This window comes from Paenibacillus radicis (ex Xue et al. 2023) (genome assembly GCF_024722015.1).
In the GTDB taxonomy this organism is placed as follows: Bacteria; Bacillota; Bacilli; order Paenibacillales; family NBRC-103111; genus Paenibacillus_S.
This window is the reverse complement of the sequence record NZ_JANQBD010000003.1, coordinates 117871-142174: the sequence shown is the minus strand read 5'-3', so window position 1 is coordinate 142174 and position 24304 is coordinate 117871. Positions and strand designations below refer to the sequence as shown.

Below are 24304 nucleotides of genomic sequence, written 5' to 3'. Positions count from 1 at the left end.
TACGTAAGTTACACTATGCCTAGACGCATTCTGTAGCCAAATAAAATGGGCCTTTCTTCTCCGGCAAATACTTGAGCCACCAGTTCACGAAATGCAGCGACTTCCGCATGCAGTTCGTCTGCGCCAAGCTTCAATGCAGTTTGCAGTCCACCTTGGCTTAATGCGATATTCACATAACGCGCTGCATTGCACATTTCCCATTGATGAAAGACGATTTCTCTGGTATATCGGAATAAGCCAGAGCTGCGAATGTTCTGGAGATGTTCATCCTTGTTCCATTTGAATGCCCGCTGCTCATCTTGTGCCAGCTCCGCCGCACGTGCATCACCCAATTCATTGATTCTCCGGTAATTCTCTTCAATTGTCCAGTCGAGCGCTGGCGGCCAGTCACAATCGTAAGCTGCGAATACACCGCCTGGACGAAGGACACGGGCAAACTCGCGAAGCGTACTTTGAGGCTCCATCCAATGAAACGATTGAGAGCAGGTGACGATGTCCACAGTTGCTGACGGTACTTCCAATTGATGAGAAAGGCCTTTGACAAATTGCAGCTTGTCCGGCTTATTCATCGCCTCCCATTTGGCTAAGGCAACCGAACGCATATCGTCGCTCGGCTCAACGCCTATGATGCTCTCCGCTTCATCCAACCATAGAAAGGAAGAAAGGCCGGTGCCGCAGCCCACATCAACTACCGTTTGCGGCTTGCGATTCAAGTATGTCGTTAATAGCTTGACCACCTCTTGTGGGGCAGTAGGCCGATTTTCATCGTAAAGCGCCCCGAATCCGGCAAAACGCTGGACATTGTTCATGCGAATGTGTTCAATCATAGTTTCCAATCACTCCTTATTCAGCATGTTCGAACGGCGATCGCCGCCACACTGACGACGTACTTGTCCGTGAAAGCGGCGGACCCTGTATCTAACTATATATTTATTATAGTGTATATTCAATGAGCTGATTAAAATGAGGCTACTCTTAAAAGGTGGAAGGCAAGTGTGCCGTTTTTATCCTTTTTAATTTCCAATATTTACAATGGTTGTTATAATAGAAATAAAGAACTGCATTTTCACAAGCGATCCTGGGTCGGTAAGAAAACTGAAATGATGTGCGAAGAGGGGATTGATCCTATGTTTTTTGTTAACTCTAGAGCGATAATTGAAAGAGATTTTAATAATGAAAGACAAATCGTAATTCAAACAAGAAATAAACCCAATGAACCATTAAAGATTGAATTGCCTGGAGGAAGAATCGAACCATTTGAATCGTTAGTACAAGCGTTAAGAAGAGAGGTAAAAGAGGAGACCGGATTGGAAGTAACTGAAGTTGAAGGAGAAGACACAAGAATTGATACAACCGGAATAAATCCGGAATTTGAAGTTGAATGCATTAAACCATTTGGCGCATATCAAACATTAAAGGGACCCATTGATTCAGTAGGGTATTATTTTAGATGCAGAGCTGAAGGTGAGATTCTGAAGTTCGGAGACGAAACAACGGATATTAAATGGGTTAACATAAAGGAACTATCAGAATTAATTAGCAGCAATCCTTTACAATTTTCAAACGTTGATCGAGCGGGGATCCTTTATTATTTAAAGCAACTGGAAAAAGAGTAGATGGGCAGCCAAGAAAGCCGCATGACATCAGCTAGCAGCGTATGCGCACTATGGCCTAACGACCTTGTTCTATCAAAGGTATTCTTGGTAATTATTGCGAGAAAAGTGTAATCGTTTACATGAAATTGTGCAACTATACGGAAAGGATATTTTTAAAAGTTTTTCAATGTAATCCTTTAACTCTGCATCAAATTCGAGTATGTTATAGTCACGGTAGGTTAATCATTCGAGTTGTAAGTCCTTGTCAAGGCTTCACAGTTGTTTGGAATTGTATCAATTTTTAAAAAATTTGCAGGTAAAAATGTAAACGTTTTCCGATCGTAATTCTATGCTATTTCGTGCGCATCCGTCTATACAAGAAGAGGGGGTTCGGAAGTATGCCAGTGATAAAAAATAAATTGTTCCGAAAAATTCTCATGTACTTCCTCTCTTTGTTAATCCCCATAATAATCATCGGTCTGATCTCTTATCTGAATGAGGAACAGATCGTCAAGAAAGACGTGTCCCAAAAGCTTGGCACCAATTTGAAGTCTTCCTCCCGAACTGTTGACATTTATTTGGAGATGGCTCAATCCACGAACAATAATTTATTTCTGAGCGATATCATTGAACAGTATTTAAAGCCTTACCCTCAACTGACCGATCAGGAGAAAGTCAACTTGCCGATGATTATCAAAGCCATTGTTCAAAATCGTAACACAATCAGTTCGTTCATCGATAAAATTTTCCTATACATCGATACAAAACGTGTGTACTCCACCGAAGGGCTCTTCAGCTTTGAAACGTTTTTTGAACAATTTTATCATTTAGACGACTATGATCAGGAGTTTTGGAAAAAAAAGCTCGAGACAAGCAGCTTATTCGAGCTGCTTCCCCCGACCCGAGTGGGGCCGTCCAACGGTCCGCATACTCAGGAGGTTATACCGAGCGTCTCCACACAATATGTAAATGGCAAACTGGCGACATTAGTGACCAGCCTGTCTGTTCCTGCGATCGCTTCTTCACTCAACAACAATTCGCTCTACTCCTCAACGACATATCTGATTCTGAACAGCGGCGGACAGGTGATTCTAAACAGCGGTAATTGGGATGGGGATACGGTTCGGCAAATTGATGCGCAGTTCCCTGAGAATAAGGACTTCCTTTTTACGAAGTTGAACGGTTCCGAAGTCTTGATTGCACATTCGCCTTCTGGCTCTTTCGGCTGGAACTATTACTCCATAACCCCAGTATCATCATTTGGCAGCGAATCATCCGGCATTTTGAACGTCGTATTCTGGATTTGCGTTAGTCTCGTAATCATTGGCATCCTTTTTTCATTTGTGTTCAGTGTCAATCTTTATAATCCTATCAAAAATATTAAGGAAATTCTGATCCGCGAGGAGAAGGAAATCGAGGTTCACAATGAACTCCGAAGCAGTGACGAATTAAAAATGATCCGAAGCCGGATTCATCAATTGGTCGAACAGAATCGAAATGCGGCTCTCACATTGAATCAATATTCGAGCGAGCTGCATGACCAATTTTTCATCAATTTGATCAAGGGGCAAGCCTGGGTGCAGCAGGAAATTCCGACCCGGATTTTAAATAAGCTTGGTTTTGAAGGCTCCTATTACTCGTGCTGCTGTTTTATGTTTGATTACAAGGGTCGATTTTATCACGAGCTTCTGGAAACCGACCGGCTGCTAATTCAGGAAAAGATGAAAAATCTATTATGGGGACTCATGCAGCGTCATGTTAATTGCTATGTGCTGGAATTAGATCCAAACCTGTATGTATGCATCATGAATTTGAAGCGAGAAGAAGACCGGCTTTTGCTTGATCTGGCATTGGAAAATATGAAGAGCACCTTCGAATACGATATGATCTATTGCGAGCTGACAATCGGATTGGGAAAAATCTACTCCAAGGTAGGAGATATTGCCAAATCCTACAGCGATGCTATCACGGCAATCGTTCATGGAAAAGGGCATTCTGAAGTCACGATCGCTGATGCCGCTAATTTCACAATTGAACAAACACATTTTTATTCCTTTCTGGACGAAAGTAAAATTGCGAACGGTTTCAAATCAGGCAATATCGAAACCTTGCGTACGGAAGTGGAAGGTCTGGTCCAGTCAAATATGAACCGCGGCGTTTCTTATGCTTATCTTGGCACGCTGCTTGCTGAACTGTTGAATACCGGCATCCGATATATTCATGAGCGACAGCTTAATCTTCACTTGCTGCTTACGGAAGATGAGTACGCCATTCTGGCGGGCAGGAATATGTCGCCAAATGAGTTCGATGAACGTATTGAACGGCTATTGGATTTCTACGGGCGCATTATCGCCGAAACAACTGTCAAGGGCGAGCCGAAAGCAGGGACGGTTATTACGCTCATTACGAGCTACATAGAAAACAATTACCGTAATAACATTTATTTGGAAAATATAGCTGACGAAATCGGCTTGTCCCCCAAATATGTGTCCCGACTGTTCAAAGAAACGACAGGGACTAGCATTACGGATTATATAAGCTTGGTTCGGATGGCCAAAGCCAAGGAGCTGCTTGCTCAGACGGATCTGAAAATCAGTGAAGTGTCTGAACAAATCGGCATTTTGAGTCGCACTACATTTTTGCGAATATTCAAGAAGCACGAAGGGATTACTCCAGTAGATTACCGTAACGCCATCTGTCGAAAGCAGGATGAAGCCAAGTAGACTTTTTAGTTCATGGTGGAAATGTGAATCATCGGTTTCAATACGGAATTTCGGAGCATAATGCTCCCTATTGGTTATATACGTATAAAATGGAAGTCGGTAGAGTGAATGGTGCGGGATAATTTATGATTTGGGGAGGTTCTATATGTACAAAAAAACAAGTTTAAAGACGAGGGTCATCATGACTGGGTGCGCTATATTGTTGCCTGCCGGATTGATAGCAGGCTGCAGCGGAGGAGCGCAGCCTGCGAATAATGCCAACTCCAAGCCGACAGCAACGCCGCCGGCAGCTTCAGGAGGAGCGACAACACCGGCCCCTGCACCTGCCGCACCGCTGGAAATATCTTGGATGAGGTACGAGCATCCTTCACAGGCGATTCTTAACGATTCGCTCGCAGTCAAGGAATTCCAGAAGAGACAAAACGTCAAGCTAAATTTGCAAAGCGTCCCGCAAAGCAATTATGACGATAAGAAGAAGACGCTAATTGCTACGAACACAACACCGGATATTATGCTGGTGAAGCAGGACGATATCCAGAACTATGCGGATACTGGAATTTTCCTCGATCTGACCCCATACCTTGACAAGATGCCGAATTTAAAGAAAGTTATTGAACAACAACCGGATATTAACAAGAATCGGATTGACAATAAGTTATATGGTTTCCCGCTTGCTGCCAGTTACGCCGGCGCGGGTGGACAGTTATCCATGATTCGCGTAGATATCCTTGATAAGATCGGAGCCAAAGCACCCACTAGCTATGACGAGCTGTATGAGGTATTTAAAAAGATGAAAGCGGCATACCCGGATTCCTATCCGTTTACGGCTCGGGCGGCTAATGGGCTAACCGGAACTGAAAACTTGATAAATCCTATTGCATTCGCCTTTGGAAGCGGTTACACAACATTCAACGGTTCCAAAATGTATTACGAACCCAAAGAGAAAAAATATAAATTTGGTCCGAATTCTCCTGAATTCAAGGATGCCATCGGATGGTTGTTCAAACTGCATAAGGAGAAGCTGCTTGATCCTGATTATGCAACAGCCACTTCTCAAATCTGGCAGGAGAAGCTAAGCTCCGTGAAATCATTCTATTTCCAAGATAATAACGGCTTCGCGAACCAATTCAATATTGCGCTGCAAAAAGTAGATCCGAAATCGAAATTCGACATGCTTCCAACGCTGACTTCGCCTAACGGCACAAAGCGGAATCTGATCTACGCAAAAGGCCATCTGTCCGAATCGTACGTAATTAATCCCAAGGTGAAAAATCCGGAAAAAGTGGTTGCGTTCATGGATTGGCTCTATTCCGATGAGGGCTCGAATCTGACCAGCTTCGGTCTCCAAGGTGAGCATTATTCACTAGCGAATGGCGAGTACAAAATGGCCGATGCTTTATTCAATAAGTACAAGGATGACAAAACACCAGGCTATACGATTTCCTCTTTATTTGGTTTAGGCTATCTCGGCTTTGCCGTATTGGAAGATACACGCTTGGGTCAGCCTTTCCAAACTCCACAATCCAGAGAATGGGATGATAGAACGGTTAAAATGGAAAAAGACGGGGAAAGTATCCGTTTTGTAAGCGATCCTCCGTTTACTAAGGACGAGCGCGAGAAGCTGAAGCAGCTGCGTTCTCAGCTTGATTCCTACCTCACTCGCAACATGGATAAATTTATTATGGTGGATGGCGCACTCAGCAAGGATTGGGATGGTTTCGTGGCTGAGCTGAAGAAGCTCGGATCCGACCAGCTTGAAAAAATTTATAACGATGCTTTAGCGCGTGTAGTCAAGTAAACAGCTGAAAGAGGGGAACCGGTCGTGCTCTAAGTTCCCCTTTTTTTAAGAAAGGAAGGTCTTGATATGATATCGGCTGCAGGTGTCAGAAGAAAATTCGTTAGAAGTATACCGCTGTATGTGATTTTTGCGCTTCCTCTTATTTATTTTTTAGTTTTCCATTATGCTCCAATGATCGGGAATTTAATGGCCTTTCAGGATTACTCTATTGTAAGAGGATTTTTTGACAGCCCCTGGGTAGGATTTAAATATTTCAAGCAATTTTTGACGGATTCCTATTTTTGGCAGGTCGTCAGCAATACGCTGCTCATTAATTTTTATTCGTTATTATTCTTTTTCCCATCTTCAATTATTTTTGCTCTCTTGTTGAATGAGCTTCGCCTTCAGGTGTTCAAACGTTTCATTCAGACAGTGACGTACATCCCGCATTTCTTGTCCACAGTTGTAGTAGCTGGAATGCTGGTCAATTTCTTGTCGACGGACGGTCTGATCAATAATTTGATCAAGTGGCTGGGCAGTGAGCCAAGGACGTTCATGGCCTTGCCCCAATGGTTCCGTACCATCTTCGTCGGCTCAGAAATATGGCAAAATATGGGTTGGAATTCCATCATCTTTTTAGCCGCGCTCACCTCCATCGATCCTCAGTTATATGAAGCCGCTACGATGGATGGAGCTAATCGCTGGAATAAGATGATTCATATTACATTGCCCGGTATTTCTACCGTGGTCACGATTATGCTTCTCCTTATGCTCGGAAAAATGATGTCGGTCGGCTTTGAGAAAATTATATTGCTGTACAGCGGCCCCACTTATGATACGGCAGACGTCATTCAGACGTTCATTTATCGCCGAGGCTTGATCGATAGCGATTTCAGCTTCGCTGCTGCAGTCGGAATTTTCCAATCCATAATTGCTTTCGGCATGGTCATCTCTGCCAATATGATATCGAAGAAAATTAGCGGAACAAGGCTGTTCTAAAAAGGGGGGAACATCATGCACGGACGCATAATCAATAGCGGTCGCATATTCGATATCTGCAATGTACTGTTCATGCTGTTTCTGATCGTAATTACTTTGTACCCTCTGTATTATATGGGTATCGTATCGATCAGTGCCGGCGATGCCGTTAACCGTGGGGAAGTTTATTTTCTTCCCAAAGGCTTGAATTTGCAAGCTTATGATGTCATTATGGCTGATGCATCTATTTTACGCGCTTATGCCAATACATTGTTTTATACGACTGCCGGGGTCGTTATCAATCTGATCATGACCGCTTTGTGCGCCTACCCGTTATCCAGGGGATATTTATTTGGAAGAGCGGTGCTATCGCTATTTGTCATCTTTACCATGTTTTTCGACAGCGGTTTGATTCCCCGTTACATGGTGATTCACTCGCTCGGAATGGTGAATACGGTATGGGCTATTCTAATTCCGACAGCTATTAATGTATTTAATATGATCTTGATGCGAACATTCTTCGAAAATATTCCGGATTCGCTGCACGAATCAGCGACGGTAGACGGAGCCGGTGAATTCCGAATTCTCCTTCAGGTGGTACTGCCACTTTCCATGCCGGTGATGGCCACGATGTTCCTATTCTATGCAGTAGCCCACTGGAACAGCTTCTTCCCGGCGCTTATTTATTTGAACGAGAAGAACTTGTATCCGCTGCAGATTATTCTGCGCAACATAGTTATCGCAGGGGATATGGCCTCGCAAACTGCGAGTACGGGAGCGGAAGAACTGGCTGTCATGAGCCTGAATATCAAATATGCCACGGTGTACGTCGCCATTCTCCCCGTGCTCTTCTTGTACCCGTTCGTGCAAAAATATTTCGTCCAAGGCGCCATGCTCGGATCTGTGAAAGGATGATGAATAGCATATGATCGATATTCATTGCCATATTCTTCCCGGGATCGACGATGGTCCCCCGGACATTAGGGAATCAATTGAAATGGCTCAAATCGCTTATGATGATGGAATTCGCCATATCATTGCTACACCCCATTTTTCTGCGGACCATTATACACATCGCCAACGGGTTCGGGATAAGGTGGACGAACTTCAGAATCAGCTGCATCTTCACAACATCGACGTCACGATCTACGCTGGACATGAGGTTAGATTGGAAAATGCTGATTTTATCAAAGAACATACGCTAAGCGAAAATTTTTTCTATCTGGGAGCCGCTTGTAAATTCATCCTGCTCGAACAAGTGTGGGAGGGGTACTGCAAGGAAACTCCGGAAATCGTCGAATCGTTCTTGAAACGAGGAATCAGGCCGATTATTCCCCATCCGGAGAGGCATTTTTTCTTCCGTGATCATCCACAGCTTCTCGTCAACCTTATCGATCAAGGCTGCCTTACTCAGGTGTCGGTTGACAGCTTGCTGGGGAAAAACTCCGAAGAAGCAAGGAGCTTCAGCCATTGGCTCATAGAGAATGATTATATGCATGTTATTGCTACAGATGCCCATAATGTGCGCAGAAAACCTAATTTATCGGAAGGATTTCGTATTGTGACAGAAATCGCCGGAGAAGAAAGGGCAGATGAAATTCGTTGGCGTTTGGAGCAAATTATTATGAGTTAGAACATTATTTTCTATGATCAAAAGAGAGTGAGTGGTCCGTACCAACGACATAATAATTGTATTTCTGAGCTTAAATAGTGCTGTAAGTATCGGGGGTTGCAAAGTCTAATAGGGACTTTGTGAGCCTCTTTTTTGAATTTCCAATATTTACATTGACTGGTATAATGAGAGGGTGGGTTTTGAGGGGTGATTTTATCAAAGATCGATTTCCACTCAAGGACAAGGAGGCATTGGTATCTCGAACTACCTTCAAACGCTATTCAGATGCATGGATAAAAGATCTCAGTCTTATGGAAATCCTTTTGAATTGATTTTTCCAATTCCTACACAAAATCATCGCTAATCGTGATATTCCTGAAGTTCATAAATACAACTAAAATAAGATTATTTTACGAAGTTCGCAAATAAGACGTTATGGGAAATCAGGGCAAACCAAGTTGATGAAAGTTAAAGCAAGAAGTCATATTTTCTTTTACCGTGGAGTATTCTTCGAATTTCCACGAACTCATTGTTAAACACATAGAACACAATATATTTTTCAACAATTAACATTCTGTATTTCAGGGATTGAAGTCTAATATCATTAGGAATAGAACCGCTATGGGGAAACAACTCTAAGACAGATATTGCTTCATCGAATATGTTTGCCATTGAAATTGCAGCAGTTGGATTATCAAGCATTATATACTGAATGATATCGATGATATCTTGTTCAGCAATTGGCAAATACTCGATATTATATCTCTTTTCCACGAATTAGACTCCTTAGATTATTCATGACATCCGCATGACTTTTTCTATCAACTCCAGCATTACTTTGACTTTCAGCAACTGCCAATTTTTGGTACAATTCAATAAGGGCTTGTTGCTTTTCGTATAATGCATGGCTCATAACTACAAGATCATTTTGACCATTTTTTGTTATAAATACAGGTTCACCATCATGATGGGCAATATCTGAAATTGCATTAAAGTTATTTCGTAAGTCAGATATTGGACGAATAGTAGGCATATTTTCCACCTCGATTATCAATTTGTTAGCACTTATTTTATCATAATAATGATATTTAATACATAAATAATTTGACATAAGTAGTTGTAAGTAACTCGAAGAGGGCCCTGACATCCTATAACACCGTGTTCCCACTGCGGGGCTGGCACCCCTTGGTATGCAGAGGCATTTCGAGGAAGCGGAATCAGCAGACACACCTGCACCGACTAACCGCATCGCGGCCAGCCCTTCAGGCTTTAAGTCGGTGAGGCGTCGGGAACACACAAACGTTAGGGGAAGTTGCTGCAAAGATATTTAAGTAAAGGAACCGAAGGAAAATGATTATTCGTGAAACCGAACATGAGATTACAATGGTTAGGCAACATGATCATGCCCAATTATCAGGGGATGTTGCGAGAAATTTTAAGAACTATTTTATTAATGATCCTTTCTTTGATGATTTGATATTTGCTGTTTATCAGCATGACTTAGGATGGATTAGACTTGACGCGACTCCGATATGGAATGATCGTAATTCTGTGCCTTTTTCATTTATTGATTATCCACTATTGCCCAAACTAACACACTATACATATGGATTGGATCAAATAGAGCGAATGAATAAGTACGCTGGATTACTATGTAGCTTACATTATTCATCCTTTGGGATTTTTCAGAATAGCACTATAGAGGAATGCAGTGATTTTTCAAATAATGAATTACAAAGACAGCAAAGAATAATAACTGAGTTAGACTTAACAAATCATAATGACATTTTCAAGCAGTTTAAATTGCTTCAACTGTGCGATGTAATTTCTCTATATGTTTGTTTAAACTGTCCCGGAGTTAGTAAAGAACAAGAGCATCCTAGATATAGAACTGGATTTGAGGATTCAGAATTATTCAATAATCAAAGTAATGGTCGATTAGTAGCCGAGTGGATGAATAACAAGGAAATTAAGATAACTCCAAACCCATTTGATAAGGGGTTTAGTACGAACTTATTACAGAAAAATCTGTCAAAAAAACTAATTAAAGAACATGGAATAGAAAAGGCATATAAAAACTCAGAATGGGTAAATCAAGAAATAATTTTTGTTGGTCGTTCATAGAAGGCAGTAACATCCCATAACATCGTATCCACGCTGCGGTCGCTAACGCTCCCTCGGTCTGCCCGAGGCATTTCAAGGAAGTGTAATCAGGCAGACAACCCTGCATCACCTAACCGCATCGCGGCCGGGACTTCGTCCCTTAAGGTGGTGAGGGTTCGTGGATACAAGACGTTATACGCAATTCGACATCAAAGATGTCGAGAACAATTATTGAACAAATTATTATAGAAATTGTAGATGAACTGATAATTCGTGAACCCCAAAATGGACCAGTGTTATTTAGTTTTTTAAAGGACTTACGAAGCGGTAAGTATCTACAGGACCTGGTTAATGCTATTTTTCAAAAACCTAAGCAATTTGATATCGATGTTTATGATGCATATTGTTTTCTTCACGTTTGGTCATGGCTCTTTTCAGGGAAGATAGCCAGAGCAAAAATTTGGGTAGGAAACAAACCGAATAAAGATGTAGATATTTTAAGCAATAACGAAATACTTTCTAAATTAATTCACCCATTTAAAGCAGAGTTTTTGCCCAGACTTTTCCTTGCCAGGAGGGGAATCTATTACAAATTGTCAGAATCGATCTATAACTACATTGAAAAAAATTCTAGAGAAGTATAAAGGACAGAAAGTTGTAATAGGAACTCATGGAATTGTTATGACACTAATGTTGGGATACTTTGACAGTCAGTACGATCTGGAATTTTTATTACAGACTTCAAAACCGGATGTATACAGGATGGAATTCAATGAGGAAGTATTTATGGGAGTAAAAAGATTATGGAAGGGTTAGTTTTGAATATAATTCGATGATTCAGCGTTAGATGAAATCGACGAAAATAATAAATAGAAACTTGTAGTGGAAGTGAATCATGAAAGCTAATATTTAGTATCAGCCATTGCATTAATAGCTACAGTGCTTTTTTTTGCAGGAATTAAGCAATATCAGCATTATTTAAAACCGTATAATTTAATTGTTTTTAGCAATGAGATTGAAAATGAACAAAAGTTAATAAAAACTTTGAATACAAATAGAGTAAAGATTATTTCATACCCAGGAACGTATTCGGTTGAATATCAAGAACATCAATTGAAATACGTTTTAACTGAAAATAGAAAAAATTTAGATAGATACAACCCGAATGCAAAGAATTATAAAGTAATCTTGAAAACTGATAGTTTTGTTGAGTTACGAGAGTTTTTAAAGGAACCGCATTAAGATTTTCAAAAGAAGTGACGATTCCATAAAACTCCATTTTATGGTAAAAATAAGTTATAATTATACTGAACTATAAAGAGAGTGATAAACATGAAGATACTTTTAATGTTGAAACCCTTAACCATTACATTAATTTACATTATGCTGGCTGCATTACCAATAGGAAGTGCAATCTTATTTAAGCAAGACCTATTTATGTATTCTTCAATTTCGATTATATGCGTAAGTTATTTTACTGTATTTTACTTATTGACTTTAGAGTTTTACCTTAGACAAATGGGGGTAAAATTGAATATTAATCTGACTAGTACCTATTATATTTTGACGTATTTATGTCTTCTTTTTGTGTTGTTTTATATTCCCGTGTTTTGTTTGGGTAGGTTAAAACCACTATTACTTATACCTTTACATTTAATAGCGATGGGGTGTATGGGCTTTTCATTGTTCTATATTTATAGATTGTTTATGTCTGTTGAACAAAGATCGTTACTTACAATTAAAGAAACTTTTAATAAACTCAAGGGGTTATATAAAAGCAAGAAATCAACTAATAAAATGTATGTAGGAGACGTACAGAAAAGGGTGAATAAGCTTTTTGAAGGCGTCTCATGAGAGCAGTAAACTATGAGGGTTGGGGAATAGACAAATGTTATACAACATAGCTTTAAGGGCGGAAGAAACATTCGTCTGAAATCGGAATAACTGTATAATCAACGAATCCTAAAGTAAGGAAGATTTTTTTTACAATACTACTATACATTTCAGCTGATACTGAGGATTTTGGAGATTCTGCAATCGCAGCGTCTAAGTAATGAAAATGAATAAAAAACAATTGGATACTAAAGAAAAGCATCGAATATTATGAATCAGAAGATTAATTGATTGTAATAAATGGAGGCGGCTACATCTAGGTGTTGAGAAGAGAGTGAAACCATGAATTATTGGATAGAAACTTTTATTAATGTACTTATATTTTTGGTAATAATTTCAATAAATATCCTGGCAAGTAAAAGATTGAACCTATTAGTTTCTATTATCGTGGGAATTCTTTCAATATTATTTATAGCATGGTTCTATGATCACTCTCGTGATTTGATAAAGGCCTTTGTATGGATTTTAAAGATATTTTCTTATTTTAAGTAAATAACAGGTGTTTTTTTAGTAAATCAAGGTAACATCAACGCTGTAACACAGTCACCCGATCACTACACGACTTTTATCCTTGTTTGTTCACATATACATGAAAGTTTATCTTAGTAAAACCTTTCGGAGGAGTGAAGTATGCTAGGAGCCATCATCGGAGATGTAATCGGTTCTGTATTTGAATGGCATAACAACAAATCTACTGAATTCGAATTATTCAGCAGATTCACAAGATTTACAGATGATACTGTATTAACAGTAGCCATTGCGGATGCTGTTCTAAAAAGGAAAAAACATAGCAATATATGGGTTGATTATTATGTGAGCAAGAAGCTGTATGCGAATCTTTTACGACAGTATGCTCAGTGGTATCCTAATGTTGGGTATGGTCAGAAGTTCGAAGAATGGGCCCATAACAGGGAAGCCAAACCATATAAGAGCTACGGGAATGGATCAGCAATGAGAGTAAGTCCAATAGGAATTGCATGCAGTACCATAGAAGAAGTGCTGATTGAGTCTAAGAGATCGGCAATAGTAACTCATAATCACAGACATGGTATAATGGCGGCGCAAGCCACTGCTTGTGCGGTATTTTTAGCAAAAAATAACAAGTCAAAACAACAGATAAAAGATTTTATTCAAAGAAAGTTCAAGTACAATTTAAATCAACGATTAGATGAAATAAGACCCAACTTGTCAGGGATCAGTTCCACAGGCAATAATTGCTTTCCTGGAATCCACTGATTTTGAGGATGCAATTAGGAAGGCTATTTCAATTGGTGGCGATAGTGACACGATAGCTTGTATAACCGGTGGGATTGCACAAGCCTATTATAAGGAAATACCTAAGGATATCGTTTCTGAAGTGATGATAAGATTAGATCCAAAACAAAGAGAAATCATAGGATTATTTAACGATAGATATGAGATAAGAGGGTAGCAATATTAAGAAAGGCAAGCCAGCATATACTATCTTTTGTCCACTGTGCCCCTAATTCATGCTATAAAATGCAAAGAAACTGGGGTGAATGAGCGCTTTAGTTTGTGGACAAAATATTTTGTAGTTATTTTTTCCATAAAGTTATTGACTTATAAATATTAACCGTCTAATATATGTTATATGTTGTATACAACAAAGAGAATTAAAGGTGGCATGCCAATGAGTTTACCGAAAATCGATACATCCAATTTATGGGATAAAACCTATACACTTTTAAAAGAACGCATTATACGCCGAAAATTTGATCCAAACCATAAGCTTTCTATTCCAGAGTTATCTGACCAGTTAGGTGTGAGCCGAACTCCGGTGAGGGATGCACTAAATCGCCTTGAAATGGAAGGTTTAGTTAAAACGATTTCCAAGGTCGGTACATTCGTTGTTGCAATAAATGAGCAGGATGTACTGAATATTATGGATACGCGGCTTATGCTGGAATTTTGGGTAGTCGAGAAACTTAATGATGTTAATAAGGATACTCTCAAGTATAGGCTATCTAGAATGGAGGAAATTTTAAGATTATCCGCCGAAAAGGTTGAATCCAATCGTATTGACGATTATTTGAAGGCTGATTTTAATCTGGAGTTTCATTTGGAATTTATGGAGCTTGGACAAAATAAAAACAATATTGATATTTACTTAAGAACGATGAATTATCGGTATATTACAATGAAATCATCTATTGTTACCGATGAAATGGTCAAAGTAGCACAAGATCAGCACCAACAGATTGTAGACGCGCTAAAAGGCGGACAAATCAGCGATATGAAGCAGGTTATTCAATTGCATCTGGAAGACTCTAAAGAGAGACTCTTAAGAGGGATACGAGAAAATGGTGGAACGATTTAATACCAGATTGTGGATTTGTGAGGTCATAGTTGTACGGTTTAAAGTCCGAAACGGACAGGAAGGAAAGCTATTTTAGCCACAGAAATAGTTTTTTTTTACTAAATGATGTATACAACATACAACATGGAACAATGAACGATTCGATATAAAATGGAGGTGAACAGCTGGATGTTTAAAGCCGAAGGCATTATACCAGCGATGATTACGCCGTTTAATGAACAACAGGAAATCAACGAAGAAGCTTTGCGCATGCTTGTTAAGCGCTTCATCAAAGCGGGTGTTCACGGATTATTTTGTTTAGGTACAAACGGCGAGTTCTTCTCGTTAAGCTATGAAGAAAAGAAGAGAATCGCGACCATCATCGTGGAAGAGACAAGGGGGCAAATTCCCGTTTATGTAGGTGCAGGCTGTATCAGCACAGCGGAGACGATTCGCCTTGCCCGCGAGATGGAAAGTATCGGTGTAGATGCATTGTCTGTTATTACGCCTTATTTCCTTGCTTTCAGTCAGAAGGAACTGGCTGATTATTATCGGGCATTGGCAAATGAAACTTCTCTTCCGATTCTTTTATATAACATTCCTGGACGAACGGGCAATGCGCTGCATCCCAAGACGGTTGGCGAGCTGGCACGAATCCCTAACATTGTAGGTATTAAGGATAGCAGCGGCAGCTTTGATACTATTTTGAACTATTTGATGGAGAGCGATGAAGGTTTCTCTGTACTGGCCGGCACGGATTCGTTAATTTTATCTACACTTATGTCGGGCGGGAAAGGCGCAATTGCAGCTACAGCCAATCTTTTTCCGGAATTGGTCGTTGCGATATATGATCTTTGGAAGCAAGGGAAGATTGAGGAAGCGGAAGCTATGCAGCGGGGATTGAGAGAAATCCGCAGTGCATTTCAATGGGGTACACTTCCTTCGGTTTTAAAGGAGGCAATGAATTGGGCGGGACTTCCTGCGGGTCCCTGCCGCTTACCGGTTAGTCCGTTAACCGCGGAGAAGCAAGTTGAGCTTACTCATTTAATGGATAGCTACCAAAAGCAAGGATTACTGATTTCTAATGCTGCCACCATTCCATTAAAGAAAGTAACTTAAATACAAATGAGGAGGAGCACTCGTGACAATGAGAATGATGCTTGTGAATCAAGGGGTGGACAAAGACGGTACACTCCGATCCCGTTATAACGGCGGGGCTGAGGCTTACATTCCTACACCCTACCGTGTCAATCATGCGCCCAGCATGGCGGAACTCGGTAATGGGGATCTGCTTGTGGTATGGTTTGCCGGGCATACGGAGGAAGGACGAAGCGACATAGAAATCGTCATGTCCAGGCTGAAAGCAGGAGAAACTCAATGGAGTGAACCGGTTAAAGTATCCGATGATGATACCAAATCGGAGCAAAATCCGGTGCTGTTCTTGGCGCCCGATGGCAAGCTGCTGCTCAAGTATACGGCACAAGAAGCAGCTTCGATGAGTCGTGAAGAGTTCAAGAAGCTATATCCGAATCGGACTTTTACACGCCAGGAAACAGCAGTTATCCGCTGCCGCGAATCATTGGACGGGGGCTGGACTTGGGGAGCGGCTAAGACAATGTTTGAATCCGAAGGCTCGTTTTGCAGGGCCCCCATTCATGTTGCCAAAGATGGAAGCTGGCTATTCCCCATGTGGTACAGCCGTGCAGACGGTGAAACCGAATATGGCAGTGATTACAGTGTCATTCAACGGTCCATGGACCAAGGAAAGACTTGGAAGGAAATTCCGGTGCCTAACAGCCGGGGGCGTGTTCACGCTTCGCTGCTATCCGGGGAGGGTGCCAACATGCTGGCCTTGTTCCGAAGCCGTGCAGCCGATCGGATTTACATTAGCAAATCCTCCGATTTCGGCTGCACATGGACCGAGCCCGAGCGCACCGTGTTACCGAACAATAATGCTTCCATTCGAGCTTTTCGTCTACAGAGCAATCGATTAGCCGTTATTTACAATCATGCAAGCGCTAATGATGATCCGCATCTCACGGTCTGGCCCAAAGTCAGATACCCTGTCACGGTTGCACTCTCTGAAGATGAAGGACTAACATGGCCTTACCGACGAATTATAGAAACGGGTGATGGTTTCAGCGGAGAACACAATGAATCATTGAATCGTAAATATGAATATCCATGGATTTTACAAACCAACGATGGGTTGCTACACGCTGCTTTCGCTTATGGTGGACGTGAGGGTATAAAGCATGTAGTTTTTACGGAAGCATGGGTTAAAGGAACGGATATATAACGTATTTTTTGCGGAGATGAAAGCGTTTCCTGTTCGAGCGGCTTGACACGATAATGTTAGTTAATTTGAAAATATTGGAGGGGGAATACACAAATGCGTTTGAATAACAATTGGAAAAGCGGTTCTCATAAGATCATGTATGTTGCGATTACTGGGGCATTGATAAGTGTTACGGGCTGCAGCTCGGACGTAAATAAGCCGGGAGAAACGAAGGATTCAAGCAAACCAGCAGTGGATCAAGTGGCACAGGCTAAATTTACATACACGCTTCCTGGAAAATTCGTGAATTGGATGAAGGATATGAACCATATTCCAGTATTGTTAAAGGAAACGGGTGCCAATATTGAATTTATAAATGGCGGAGATGGTGACCCCTATTATAAAAACATTGACCTTAAAGTGGGGTCGGGTGATTTTTCCGATGCGGGAATTATGCAGCTCAGCCAAGCCGAAGTTTACGGCTCCAAAGGAGCATTTGTGGATCTGCGCCCGCTGATCGATCAATATGGCCCTAACATCAAAAAATTCATGGATGCACATCCAGATTATACGAAGCTCGTTACTAGCAGCAATGGCAAAATGTATGCATTTATTCCCCAATATCCAAAAATCTCTAACACTACCTTTTATCGTGACGATATGTTCAAAAAAGCGGGAATTACTACGGATCCGAAAACAATTCAGGAGTTTACCGAAGTTCTTCGCAAATTGAAAGATACGTACAAGGACAATAAAAATTTTTATCCGTTCGGCGGCCGCGAAGATTTCGTGAAATTTCAGTCTGCATTCGGTGCTAACGATTTGATTGACGGTCAAGGCAAGGTCCATGGTGTATACAATGGTGGGCAAGGTTACGATCTTAAAGCGGCTGGCTTCAAGAAAATGATAGATTGGTACATCGAAATATACAAAGATAAATTGATCGATCCGGAATGGGTCAGCGGTTTGTCCACGGAGGAAGCATGGCAGACTAAAGTGCTCAACGGCAACGTCGCAATCGGCCACGACTTTTACACCCGACCGTCTTGGTTTTTGATAAATGGCGGAGCCAAAACCGATCCCAACTTCTCGATGAAAGTGATGCCGCCGTTCCTTAACGATGCTGGTGGACAGTCCAAATTCCCTACCGTTCCCGAGTTTCGCGTAGACCGCGCTTTCGTCATAAACGCCAAATCTGCAGATAAGGCTCCGAGCATTATTAAATTTCTTGATTACCTATATTCTGACAAGGGACAAACACTGGTTGGATGGGGTGTAGAAGGTACGACGTTCAAGAAAAATCCGAATGGGAAAAATGAATTTACGATCAAATTCGAGGAAGAATCGACTAAACCGCTCGGTACTCCGGCGTGGACCTTCTTCCAGGATCGACTGACGTTCCCGATTCCGGTCAATAATGAAGCCTTCTACGAATTTAATCACAGCTTAACCAAATCCTATGCTAACGACTATTTCAATAAATATGCCGAAACCTTCCCGATCATCAAATACTCCACCGATGAGTTGAAAGAGAGAAGCAATTTGGTGGCCAAGGTGAATGAAGCGTTAAAAGCGAATTTGGTTAAATTTGTAACTGGAAAACGGCCTATCGCGGAATGGGATGCGTTCTTGAAAGAAATGGATACTCTCGGTTATTCAAAAATTGTAGAAATCGACCAAAAAGCTTATGACACTATGATAAAGAAATAGTATCGTCATCAGAAGATGAAAACGCTCTTATCTTTTTGGAAAATTATAATAATCAGAGGTAATTTCTATGGAGATTAAACGTACCCAAACTGTTGTTTATACAGCTCGTCAGCGCCGGTTTAGGCAGCTATGGAATACCAAGCTACTTTATCTGCTGCTGCTGCCTGGCTTGCTGCACCTTCTTATCTTTAAGCTGGCACCGCTGTTTGGGCTGGTTATTGCGTTCCAGGACTACAACACGTTTCAGGGGATCAGGGGAAGCTCATGGGTTGGACTGGAAAACTTCAAGGTGTTTATCCAGGATCCTTACTTTTTGGTGCTGCTGAAAAACACACTGTTGTTAGCCATATACAACCTTGTTTTCGGATTCCCTGTTCCTATTGTTTTTGCATTGTTTTTAAATGAGGTACGCAGCGCGATGGTCAAACGGTTCACGCAGTCGCTCAGCTTTTTCCCTTATTTCATTTCCTCGGCCGTTACTGTCAGTATTGTGTATACGTTTTTGTCTCCACAGACAGGTCTCGTAAACCGGCTGTTGGATGGGATAGGGATAGAGCCGGTGTTTTTTATGGCGGAAGCGGGGTGGTTTCGGAGTTTATATGTCAGCTTGAACGTATGGCATTCATTTGGCTACGGATCGATTATTTATTTGGCGGCCATTGCGGGCATTGATCCCCATCAATACGAGGCAGCAGAGATCGATGGGGCAACGCGATGGCAAAAGATGTTTTTTATCACACTTCCATCGCTGTCGAATATTATCGTAACCATGTTTATCCTTAATATCGGTTCCTTCCTGTCGGTTGATCTGGATAAGGTGCTGCTGATGTACAATCCGAGTGTCTATGAAACGGCCGATGTGATTCAAAGCTTCGTTTACCGTCAAGCCTTCGCATCACAGGGCTTTCCGAATTACAGTTTCGGAGCGGCGGTGGGCCTGTTTCAGTCCATTGTGGCGATGCTGCTCGTCGTAAGCGCGAATAAAATTTCCAAAAAATATTCCGAATCGAGATTGTTTTAGGAGGGTACATCTTTGCGGAAACGAAAAATAGATATGTTTGAAGCAACGAATAATAGTTTGCTGATTTTGCTGGCGATCATTTGCGTGTATCCCTTCTTGAACATATTGGCGGTATCGGTAAGCGATGGACTGGCGGTTATAACAGGCAAAGTTTATTTTTGGCCAATCGGGTTCAATGTAGAGACTTACAAGTATGTTCTCGGTAACTCCAGATTAGGCATTTCCCTCGGTTTGTTTAATTCGATCTTTTATACGGGTTCAGGAACGTTGGTGGCTGTGCTGCTGACGTTCGTCACCGCGTATGCTTTATCTCGTAAAAGGCTGAAGGGCCGATACTTCATTATGCTACTTTTTCTATTTACCTGGATTTTCGAAGCAGGCTTAATTCCGAGCTATCTTGTAAATAACACGCTAGGTTTGGTCAACTCCAGATGGATTATGATTTTGCCCGGGGCCATCAGCACCTTTTTATTAATTATTACCCGCTCGTTCCTGGACGCTATTCCCGGTGAATTGGAGGAATCCGCCTTTATTGATGGAGCTAATGAGCTTCAGATGCTGACACGGATATTTTTTCCGCTCTCCACACCGGTTCTAGCGACTATCGGAGTTTTTTATGCCGTACATATATGGAACGCTTTTATGATACCGTTGATTTATTTGCAGGACCGTACGCTGCATCCGATTCAGTTGATATTGTACAGATTGATTATCAAGCCTGATGGAGGCACCTCATTTGAAAATTTAACGGTTAATGGACATCAAATTTTGCCTGATAATATTGAGGCGGCCACGATTTTTTTAGCTATTTTCCCTATATTGTTCGTGTATCCGTTTGCCCAAAAATATTTTACCAAAGGGATGCTTTTAGGCTCATTGAAGGGGTAAGATTCTAAGGGAAGTATTCAAAAACAACGGGAAAACATTATGAAAAATGAGGAGAGAGACGAATGAATAGACAAAATTGGATAACGCCTAAGGATATGGAACATGTTGTGTTATATAGAAATGATAACGAATTCAGCTCATGGCCTTTTAATGCGGGAATGTGGAAAATTTCAGAGAACAATATCCTTGTCGGTTTTATGAATATGCCGTGCGATTATACGAATACCAAGCACTTGATGCACCGCCGTGTAGAATTTTTCGGACGAATTGCTGCAGTACGATCGACAGATGGAGGCCGAACCTGGGGAGTGGCAGAGACCGTAGCCGACAATTTGGAGGTAAACGAACAGCTTCAGTTCGGTAAAGAGCCAACTATCGAGCCCCACGATTTCAGCGATCCGAATACGCTGCTCTGCTGCTGGACGACGCCGAACTCCGGTGCCCCTGACGCGAAGGCTTGGGTGAAGCTGTCGAAGGATGCCGGACAAACCTGGGGGCCTGCTGTGCTGCTGCCTTTTTGCAATATTCCAAGATTCCAGGGCAGATCCTCTTATTTGGTCCGCCCTGACGGAGTAATCCTGCTGTTTCTGACCGCTAAGCCGCAGCATAATAATTATGACCGTCCGGTTGTATACGGATCATTCGACGGTGGTGTCCGTTGGACACTGCTCTCCTATATGCCCGATAGCAACGAATATCGCGTCATTTGCCCTTCGCCGATCATGCTGAAGGATGGGACCATTGTTGTCGGCGTACGGTGCAAATCTTCGATGGAAGCGGCTTGGGGCGAAGTGTATGCTTCCGAGGATGGCGGCTTGACGTGGCAGCTGCGCTCGCGCATCAACGAGCATGGAGACACGGTGCATCTGACGCTGCTGGAGGATGGGCGCATATTCGCCGTCTACGGCTACCGCATTCCGGCCTATGGTATCCGTGCGAAAATTAGCGAGGACGGCGGCCGTACCTGGGGGCCTGAGCTTATGCTGCGTGATGATGGCGGCAATCGGGATCTCGGTTACCCTCGCGCCACAGAAGTGGGTAAAGGTGAGATTCTGGCCACCTACTACTTCAACAGCAAGGATGATCCGATTCAAATGAACGGCGGGGGTGTCCGTCATATAGCAGGGACGATTCTGAAGGTTTAACCTGCGCATAGTGCAAGGCCTATCTGAAACATTGCGATCTTGAGAAGGGAGGCGTGACCTGATGAGGCAAATCAAATATGGCCCAAGCACACAGTTCAATATCGATCAAGCTCTGGGAGGGGGGAAGCGCAGCCTGCGAACGCTGCCCAAATCCTGCTTGCTAGGCTCTACAGGAGCCAGGCTGTGGGCCGACTTCCTGTGGCCGCAGCCTGGCTTTAGCGGGGCCATCGATTTTATACATAAGCTAAACATTCCTTCCCTATTTACGGTTGAATGTGATGCAGTGACAAGCTATGAACCGTCCAAGATAAACTGGTATCCAAGCTATTTATCGATGGAGTATGCCACAAGTCGAGTAGAACTCAAAGAATACAAATATATAACATGGGAGGATTGCGCGGTCTCCTGCCAAACCTGGACAAACACAGGCGGTCAAGCCATAGTGCTTCGGCTGATTGCGGAGCCGGTGCTGTTCAGGTGCGAACCGATGGGCACCGGCTTGAACGGAAGCCTGAGCGTCCCGCACTATGGCTTCACTCTGCAGGCGGCGCTTCGCACCAACCGGCCTGAGCTGTTCACGGGCCTGACGCTGCAGCCGGGCGAATCCGCGGAGCTGATTACGGCTGTTGCGCTCGGATTGCTCGAGACGGAAACACAGGCCGAGCTGGAGCAGCGGCTCGACTCGGTTCTAAACCCGGATCAGAGCGGCGCAGCGCTGCTCGCCGGGCAGCAGCAGGCCTACCAGCGCTGGTTCGAGCATGCGCCAGTTTTTGCGAGCAGTGAACCTCTGCTGGATACGACCTGGCTGTATCGATGGTTCGTGATGCGCCACACTCTGGCTAATCCACGGTATGGTAATCTACAGCATCCCTTATTTTACGAGGGACGTTCACATAAAATGAGCAAACTGCCGCTTGATCCGAAGGGGTGGGAATTTAGCAAAATGATTCCTCTCACCGTTCCTATGCATTTACTCGAAGCTCGCTGGTACAACGATCCCGTTTACTCGCAAGGCGCTATGCGGAGCATGAAGGCGAGCCAGGATGAGGAAGGCTTTTATAAATGCTTGTTTGTCAACAGAACGCTTCATTCCTACGCCAATTTTATGGGCTGGGCGGCTTATCAAGATTATTTGGTGCACCGTGATCCAGAACTGCTCAAGGAGATGCTGCCATCTCTCAAAGATCAAGTCCGGGGAGAATCGGCCAAGCTGGGTAGCGCAGCTGACAGCTTGCTGATCGAATACACGCATAATCGAACAGGGAAGGAATATCAGCCAAGCTACTGGTACTTTCATAATTTCCCTAAGGATTGCAAAGACCCGGCGACATTTACTCCACTGAAAAGAGTGGACCGATCCGTCTATCATTATTTGAACTGTCTCGGCGTGGCACGGTTGTGCCGGGCGGCAAATGACACAGAAGCGGAAGAGTTCGATAAGCAGGCGGATACAATCCGACAGGATATCCTTCATAAAATGTGGGATGGGGGAACGCAGTTTTTTTATGATTTGCATCATTTAACGGATGAGAAGGCATGGGTTAAGAACGTAGTCGGATTTTATCCTTATTGGGCACAGCTGACGGATGTAGAGCATGCCGATGGGCTGCTGCACGCACTCAATGAAGAGGAGTTCGGGACACCGAGCCCATTTCCTTCAGTATCCGCGGATTGCCCTGTCTACCAATCGGAGGGCAGCTGGCAAGGTAATTATTTCAAAGGACGCAACGGATGCGTTTGGGATGGGCCAACATGGCCTTATACAAACAGTATCGTGCTGGATGCAATGGCTTTGGAGAGCAAACGGAACGGACATAAGTGGGACCGTGATTTCGGCCATCTGTTCCGTGAATATTCCCTGCTTCATTACCGCAATCGGGATTTGTCTGCTCCCTATCTGGTGGAGCATTACAGCAGCCAGAGCGGAGAGCCTTTGAGCGATGAGGTTGACTACAACCATTCCTATTATATCGACCTGATTGTCAAGCATATTGCAGGTCTGAATGTTGAAGAAAGCCGATTTGTATTGGACCCGATTGATATCGGATTGTCTCATTTCCGGTTGGAAGGCATTCGTGCGGCTGGATATGAGCTGACAATTACCTATAACAGGGGCGATGACCCGAATATAGATCTAGTGGCAGGCTATCGGATTTATGTGGATGGACAACTGGCTTTGGAAAGCGATACTCTGACCAGAATGGTTTACAGCTTTGAGAAAGTAACAAAGTAAAGTAACAACGGGTAAAAATACTTTTTAAATT

The 24304-nt window shown here is 42.6% G+C and carries 21 protein-coding genes and 1 pseudogene; 19 read left to right on the top strand and 3 right to left on the bottom strand.

Annotation, left to right across the window (positions count from 1 at the left end):
- Positions 1-8: 8 nt before the first annotated feature.
- On the bottom strand, positions 9-827 hold the full coding sequence (locus tag NV381_RS05455) for a class I SAM-dependent methyltransferase (RefSeq protein ID WP_258212261.1): 819 nt from the start codon (positions 825-827) through the stop codon (positions 9-11).
- 168 nt (positions 828-995) lie between these two features.
- On the opposite strand from NV381_RS05455, the gene NV381_RS05450 reads away from it, so the two are divergent.
- The 6 genes from NV381_RS05450 to NV381_RS05425 all read left to right on the top strand — a co-directional run bounded on the left by NV381_RS05450 (position 996) and on the right by NV381_RS05425 (position 8706).
- Positions 996-1616, top strand: a complete 621-nt coding sequence (locus NV381_RS05450; protein WP_258212260.1) for an NUDIX hydrolase — start codon at positions 996-998, stop codon at positions 1614-1616.
- Between the two features lie 377 nt (positions 1617-1993).
- Entirely contained in the window at positions 1994-4318 is a 2325-nt protein-coding gene (locus NV381_RS05445) for an AraC family transcriptional regulator (RefSeq protein ID WP_258212259.1), read from the top strand.
- A 145-nt stretch (positions 4319-4463) separates the two neighbouring features.
- Positions 4464-6116, top strand: coding sequence for an extracellular solute-binding protein (locus tag NV381_RS05440; protein ID WP_258212258.1), 1653 nt, complete (start codon positions 4464-4466; stop codon positions 6114-6116).
- A 66-nt stretch (positions 6117-6182) separates the two neighbouring features.
- Positions 6183-7094 (top strand): ABC transporter permease, encoded by a 912-nt coding sequence (locus NV381_RS05435; RefSeq protein ID WP_258212257.1) that lies wholly within the window; start codon positions 6183-6185, stop codon positions 7092-7094.
- A gap of 15 nt (positions 7095-7109) precedes the next feature.
- Complete coding sequence (locus tag NV381_RS05430; RefSeq protein WP_258212256.1) at positions 7110-7988, top strand: carbohydrate ABC transporter permease; 879 nt, start codon at positions 7110-7112, stop codon at positions 7986-7988.
- Positions 7989-7998: 10 nt separating this feature from the next.
- Positions 7999-8706: a tyrosine-protein phosphatase gene (locus NV381_RS05425; protein WP_258212255.1), complete on the top strand. Its 708-nt coding sequence runs from the start codon at positions 7999-8001 to the stop codon at positions 8704-8706.
- Positions 8707-9153: 447 nt separating this feature from the next.
- On the opposite strand, the gene NV381_RS05420 is transcribed toward NV381_RS05425, so the two are convergent.
- Positions 9154-9459: a type II toxin-antitoxin system RelE/ParE family toxin gene (locus NV381_RS05420; protein WP_258212254.1), complete on the bottom strand. Its 306-nt coding sequence runs from the start codon at positions 9457-9459 to the stop codon at positions 9154-9156.
- Positions 9443-9718 (bottom strand): type II toxin-antitoxin system Phd/YefM family antitoxin, encoded by a 276-nt coding sequence (locus tag NV381_RS05415; RefSeq protein WP_258212253.1) that lies wholly within the window; start codon positions 9716-9718, stop codon positions 9443-9445. The genes NV381_RS05420 and NV381_RS05415 overlap by 17 nt, the downstream gene beginning before the upstream one ends.
- 317 nt (positions 9719-10035) lie before the next feature.
- Between NV381_RS05415 and NV381_RS05410 the strand changes: the two genes are divergently transcribed.
- The 13 genes and pseudogenes from NV381_RS05410 (at position 10036) to NV381_RS05355 (ending at position 24273) form a co-directional block, all read left to right on the top strand.
- Positions 10036-10809, top strand: a complete 774-nt coding sequence (locus tag NV381_RS05410) for a DUF3891 family protein (RefSeq protein ID WP_258212252.1) — start codon at positions 10036-10038, stop codon at positions 10807-10809.
- Between the two features lie 194 nt (positions 10810-11003).
- Positions 11004-11432, top strand: coding sequence for a hypothetical protein (locus NV381_RS05405; protein ID WP_258212251.1), 429 nt, complete (start codon positions 11004-11006; stop codon positions 11430-11432).
- Positions 11317-11604 (top strand): annotated as a pseudogene (locus tag NV381_RS05400) (histidine phosphatase family protein); the annotation flags it as partial. The gene NV381_RS05405 and the pseudogene NV381_RS05400, both read left to right, overlap by 116 nt.
- 1707 nt (positions 11605-13311) lie before the next feature.
- Positions 13312-13917, top strand: a complete 606-nt coding sequence (locus tag NV381_RS05395) for an ADP-ribosylglycohydrolase family protein (protein ID WP_258212250.1) — start codon at positions 13312-13314, stop codon at positions 13915-13917.
- Positions 13892-14113, top strand: coding sequence for an ADP-ribosylglycohydrolase family protein (locus tag NV381_RS38395; RefSeq protein ID WP_419182248.1), 222 nt, complete (start codon positions 13892-13894; stop codon positions 14111-14113). Before NV381_RS05395 ends, NV381_RS38395 begins: the two co-directional genes overlap by 26 nt.
- 219 nt (positions 14114-14332) lie before the next feature.
- A complete protein-coding gene (locus tag NV381_RS05390) occupies positions 14333-15019 on the top strand; it encodes a GntR family transcriptional regulator (RefSeq protein ID WP_258212249.1) in 687 nt (228 codons plus the stop codon).
- Positions 15020-15187: 168 nt separating this feature from the next.
- Positions 15188-16117: a 4-hydroxy-tetrahydrodipicolinate synthase gene (gene dapA, locus NV381_RS05385; protein ID WP_258212248.1), complete on the top strand. Its 930-nt coding sequence runs from the start codon at positions 15188-15190 to the stop codon at positions 16115-16117.
- A gap of 28 nt (positions 16118-16145) precedes the next feature.
- On the top strand, positions 16146-17297 hold the full coding sequence (locus NV381_RS05380; RefSeq protein ID WP_258212488.1) for a sialidase family protein: 1152 nt from the start codon (positions 16146-16148) through the stop codon (positions 17295-17297).
- A gap of 93 nt (positions 17298-17390) precedes the next feature.
- A complete protein-coding gene (locus tag NV381_RS05375) occupies positions 17391-18986 on the top strand; it encodes an extracellular solute-binding protein (RefSeq protein WP_258212247.1) in 1596 nt (531 codons plus the stop codon).
- 67 nt (positions 18987-19053) lie between these two features.
- The gene (locus NV381_RS05370; RefSeq protein WP_258212246.1) at positions 19054-20007 is read left to right on the top strand and encodes an ABC transporter permease; all 954 of its coding nucleotides are present in this window, start codon (positions 19054-19056) and stop codon (positions 20005-20007) included.
- A 12-nt stretch (positions 20008-20019) separates the two neighbouring features.
- The gene (locus NV381_RS05365) at positions 20020-20895 is read left to right on the top strand and encodes a carbohydrate ABC transporter permease (protein ID WP_258212245.1); all 876 of its coding nucleotides are present in this window, start codon (positions 20020-20022) and stop codon (positions 20893-20895) included.
- 62 nt (positions 20896-20957) lie between these two features.
- Positions 20958-22040 (top strand): sialidase family protein, encoded by a 1083-nt coding sequence (locus NV381_RS05360; RefSeq protein WP_258212244.1) that lies wholly within the window; start codon positions 20958-20960, stop codon positions 22038-22040.
- Positions 22041-22101: 61 nt separating this feature from the next.
- Positions 22102-24273, top strand: a complete 2172-nt coding sequence (locus NV381_RS05355) for an MGH1-like glycoside hydrolase domain-containing protein (RefSeq protein WP_258212243.1) — start codon at positions 22102-22104, stop codon at positions 24271-24273.
- The last annotated feature ends 31 nt before the right edge of the window (positions 24274-24304 follow it).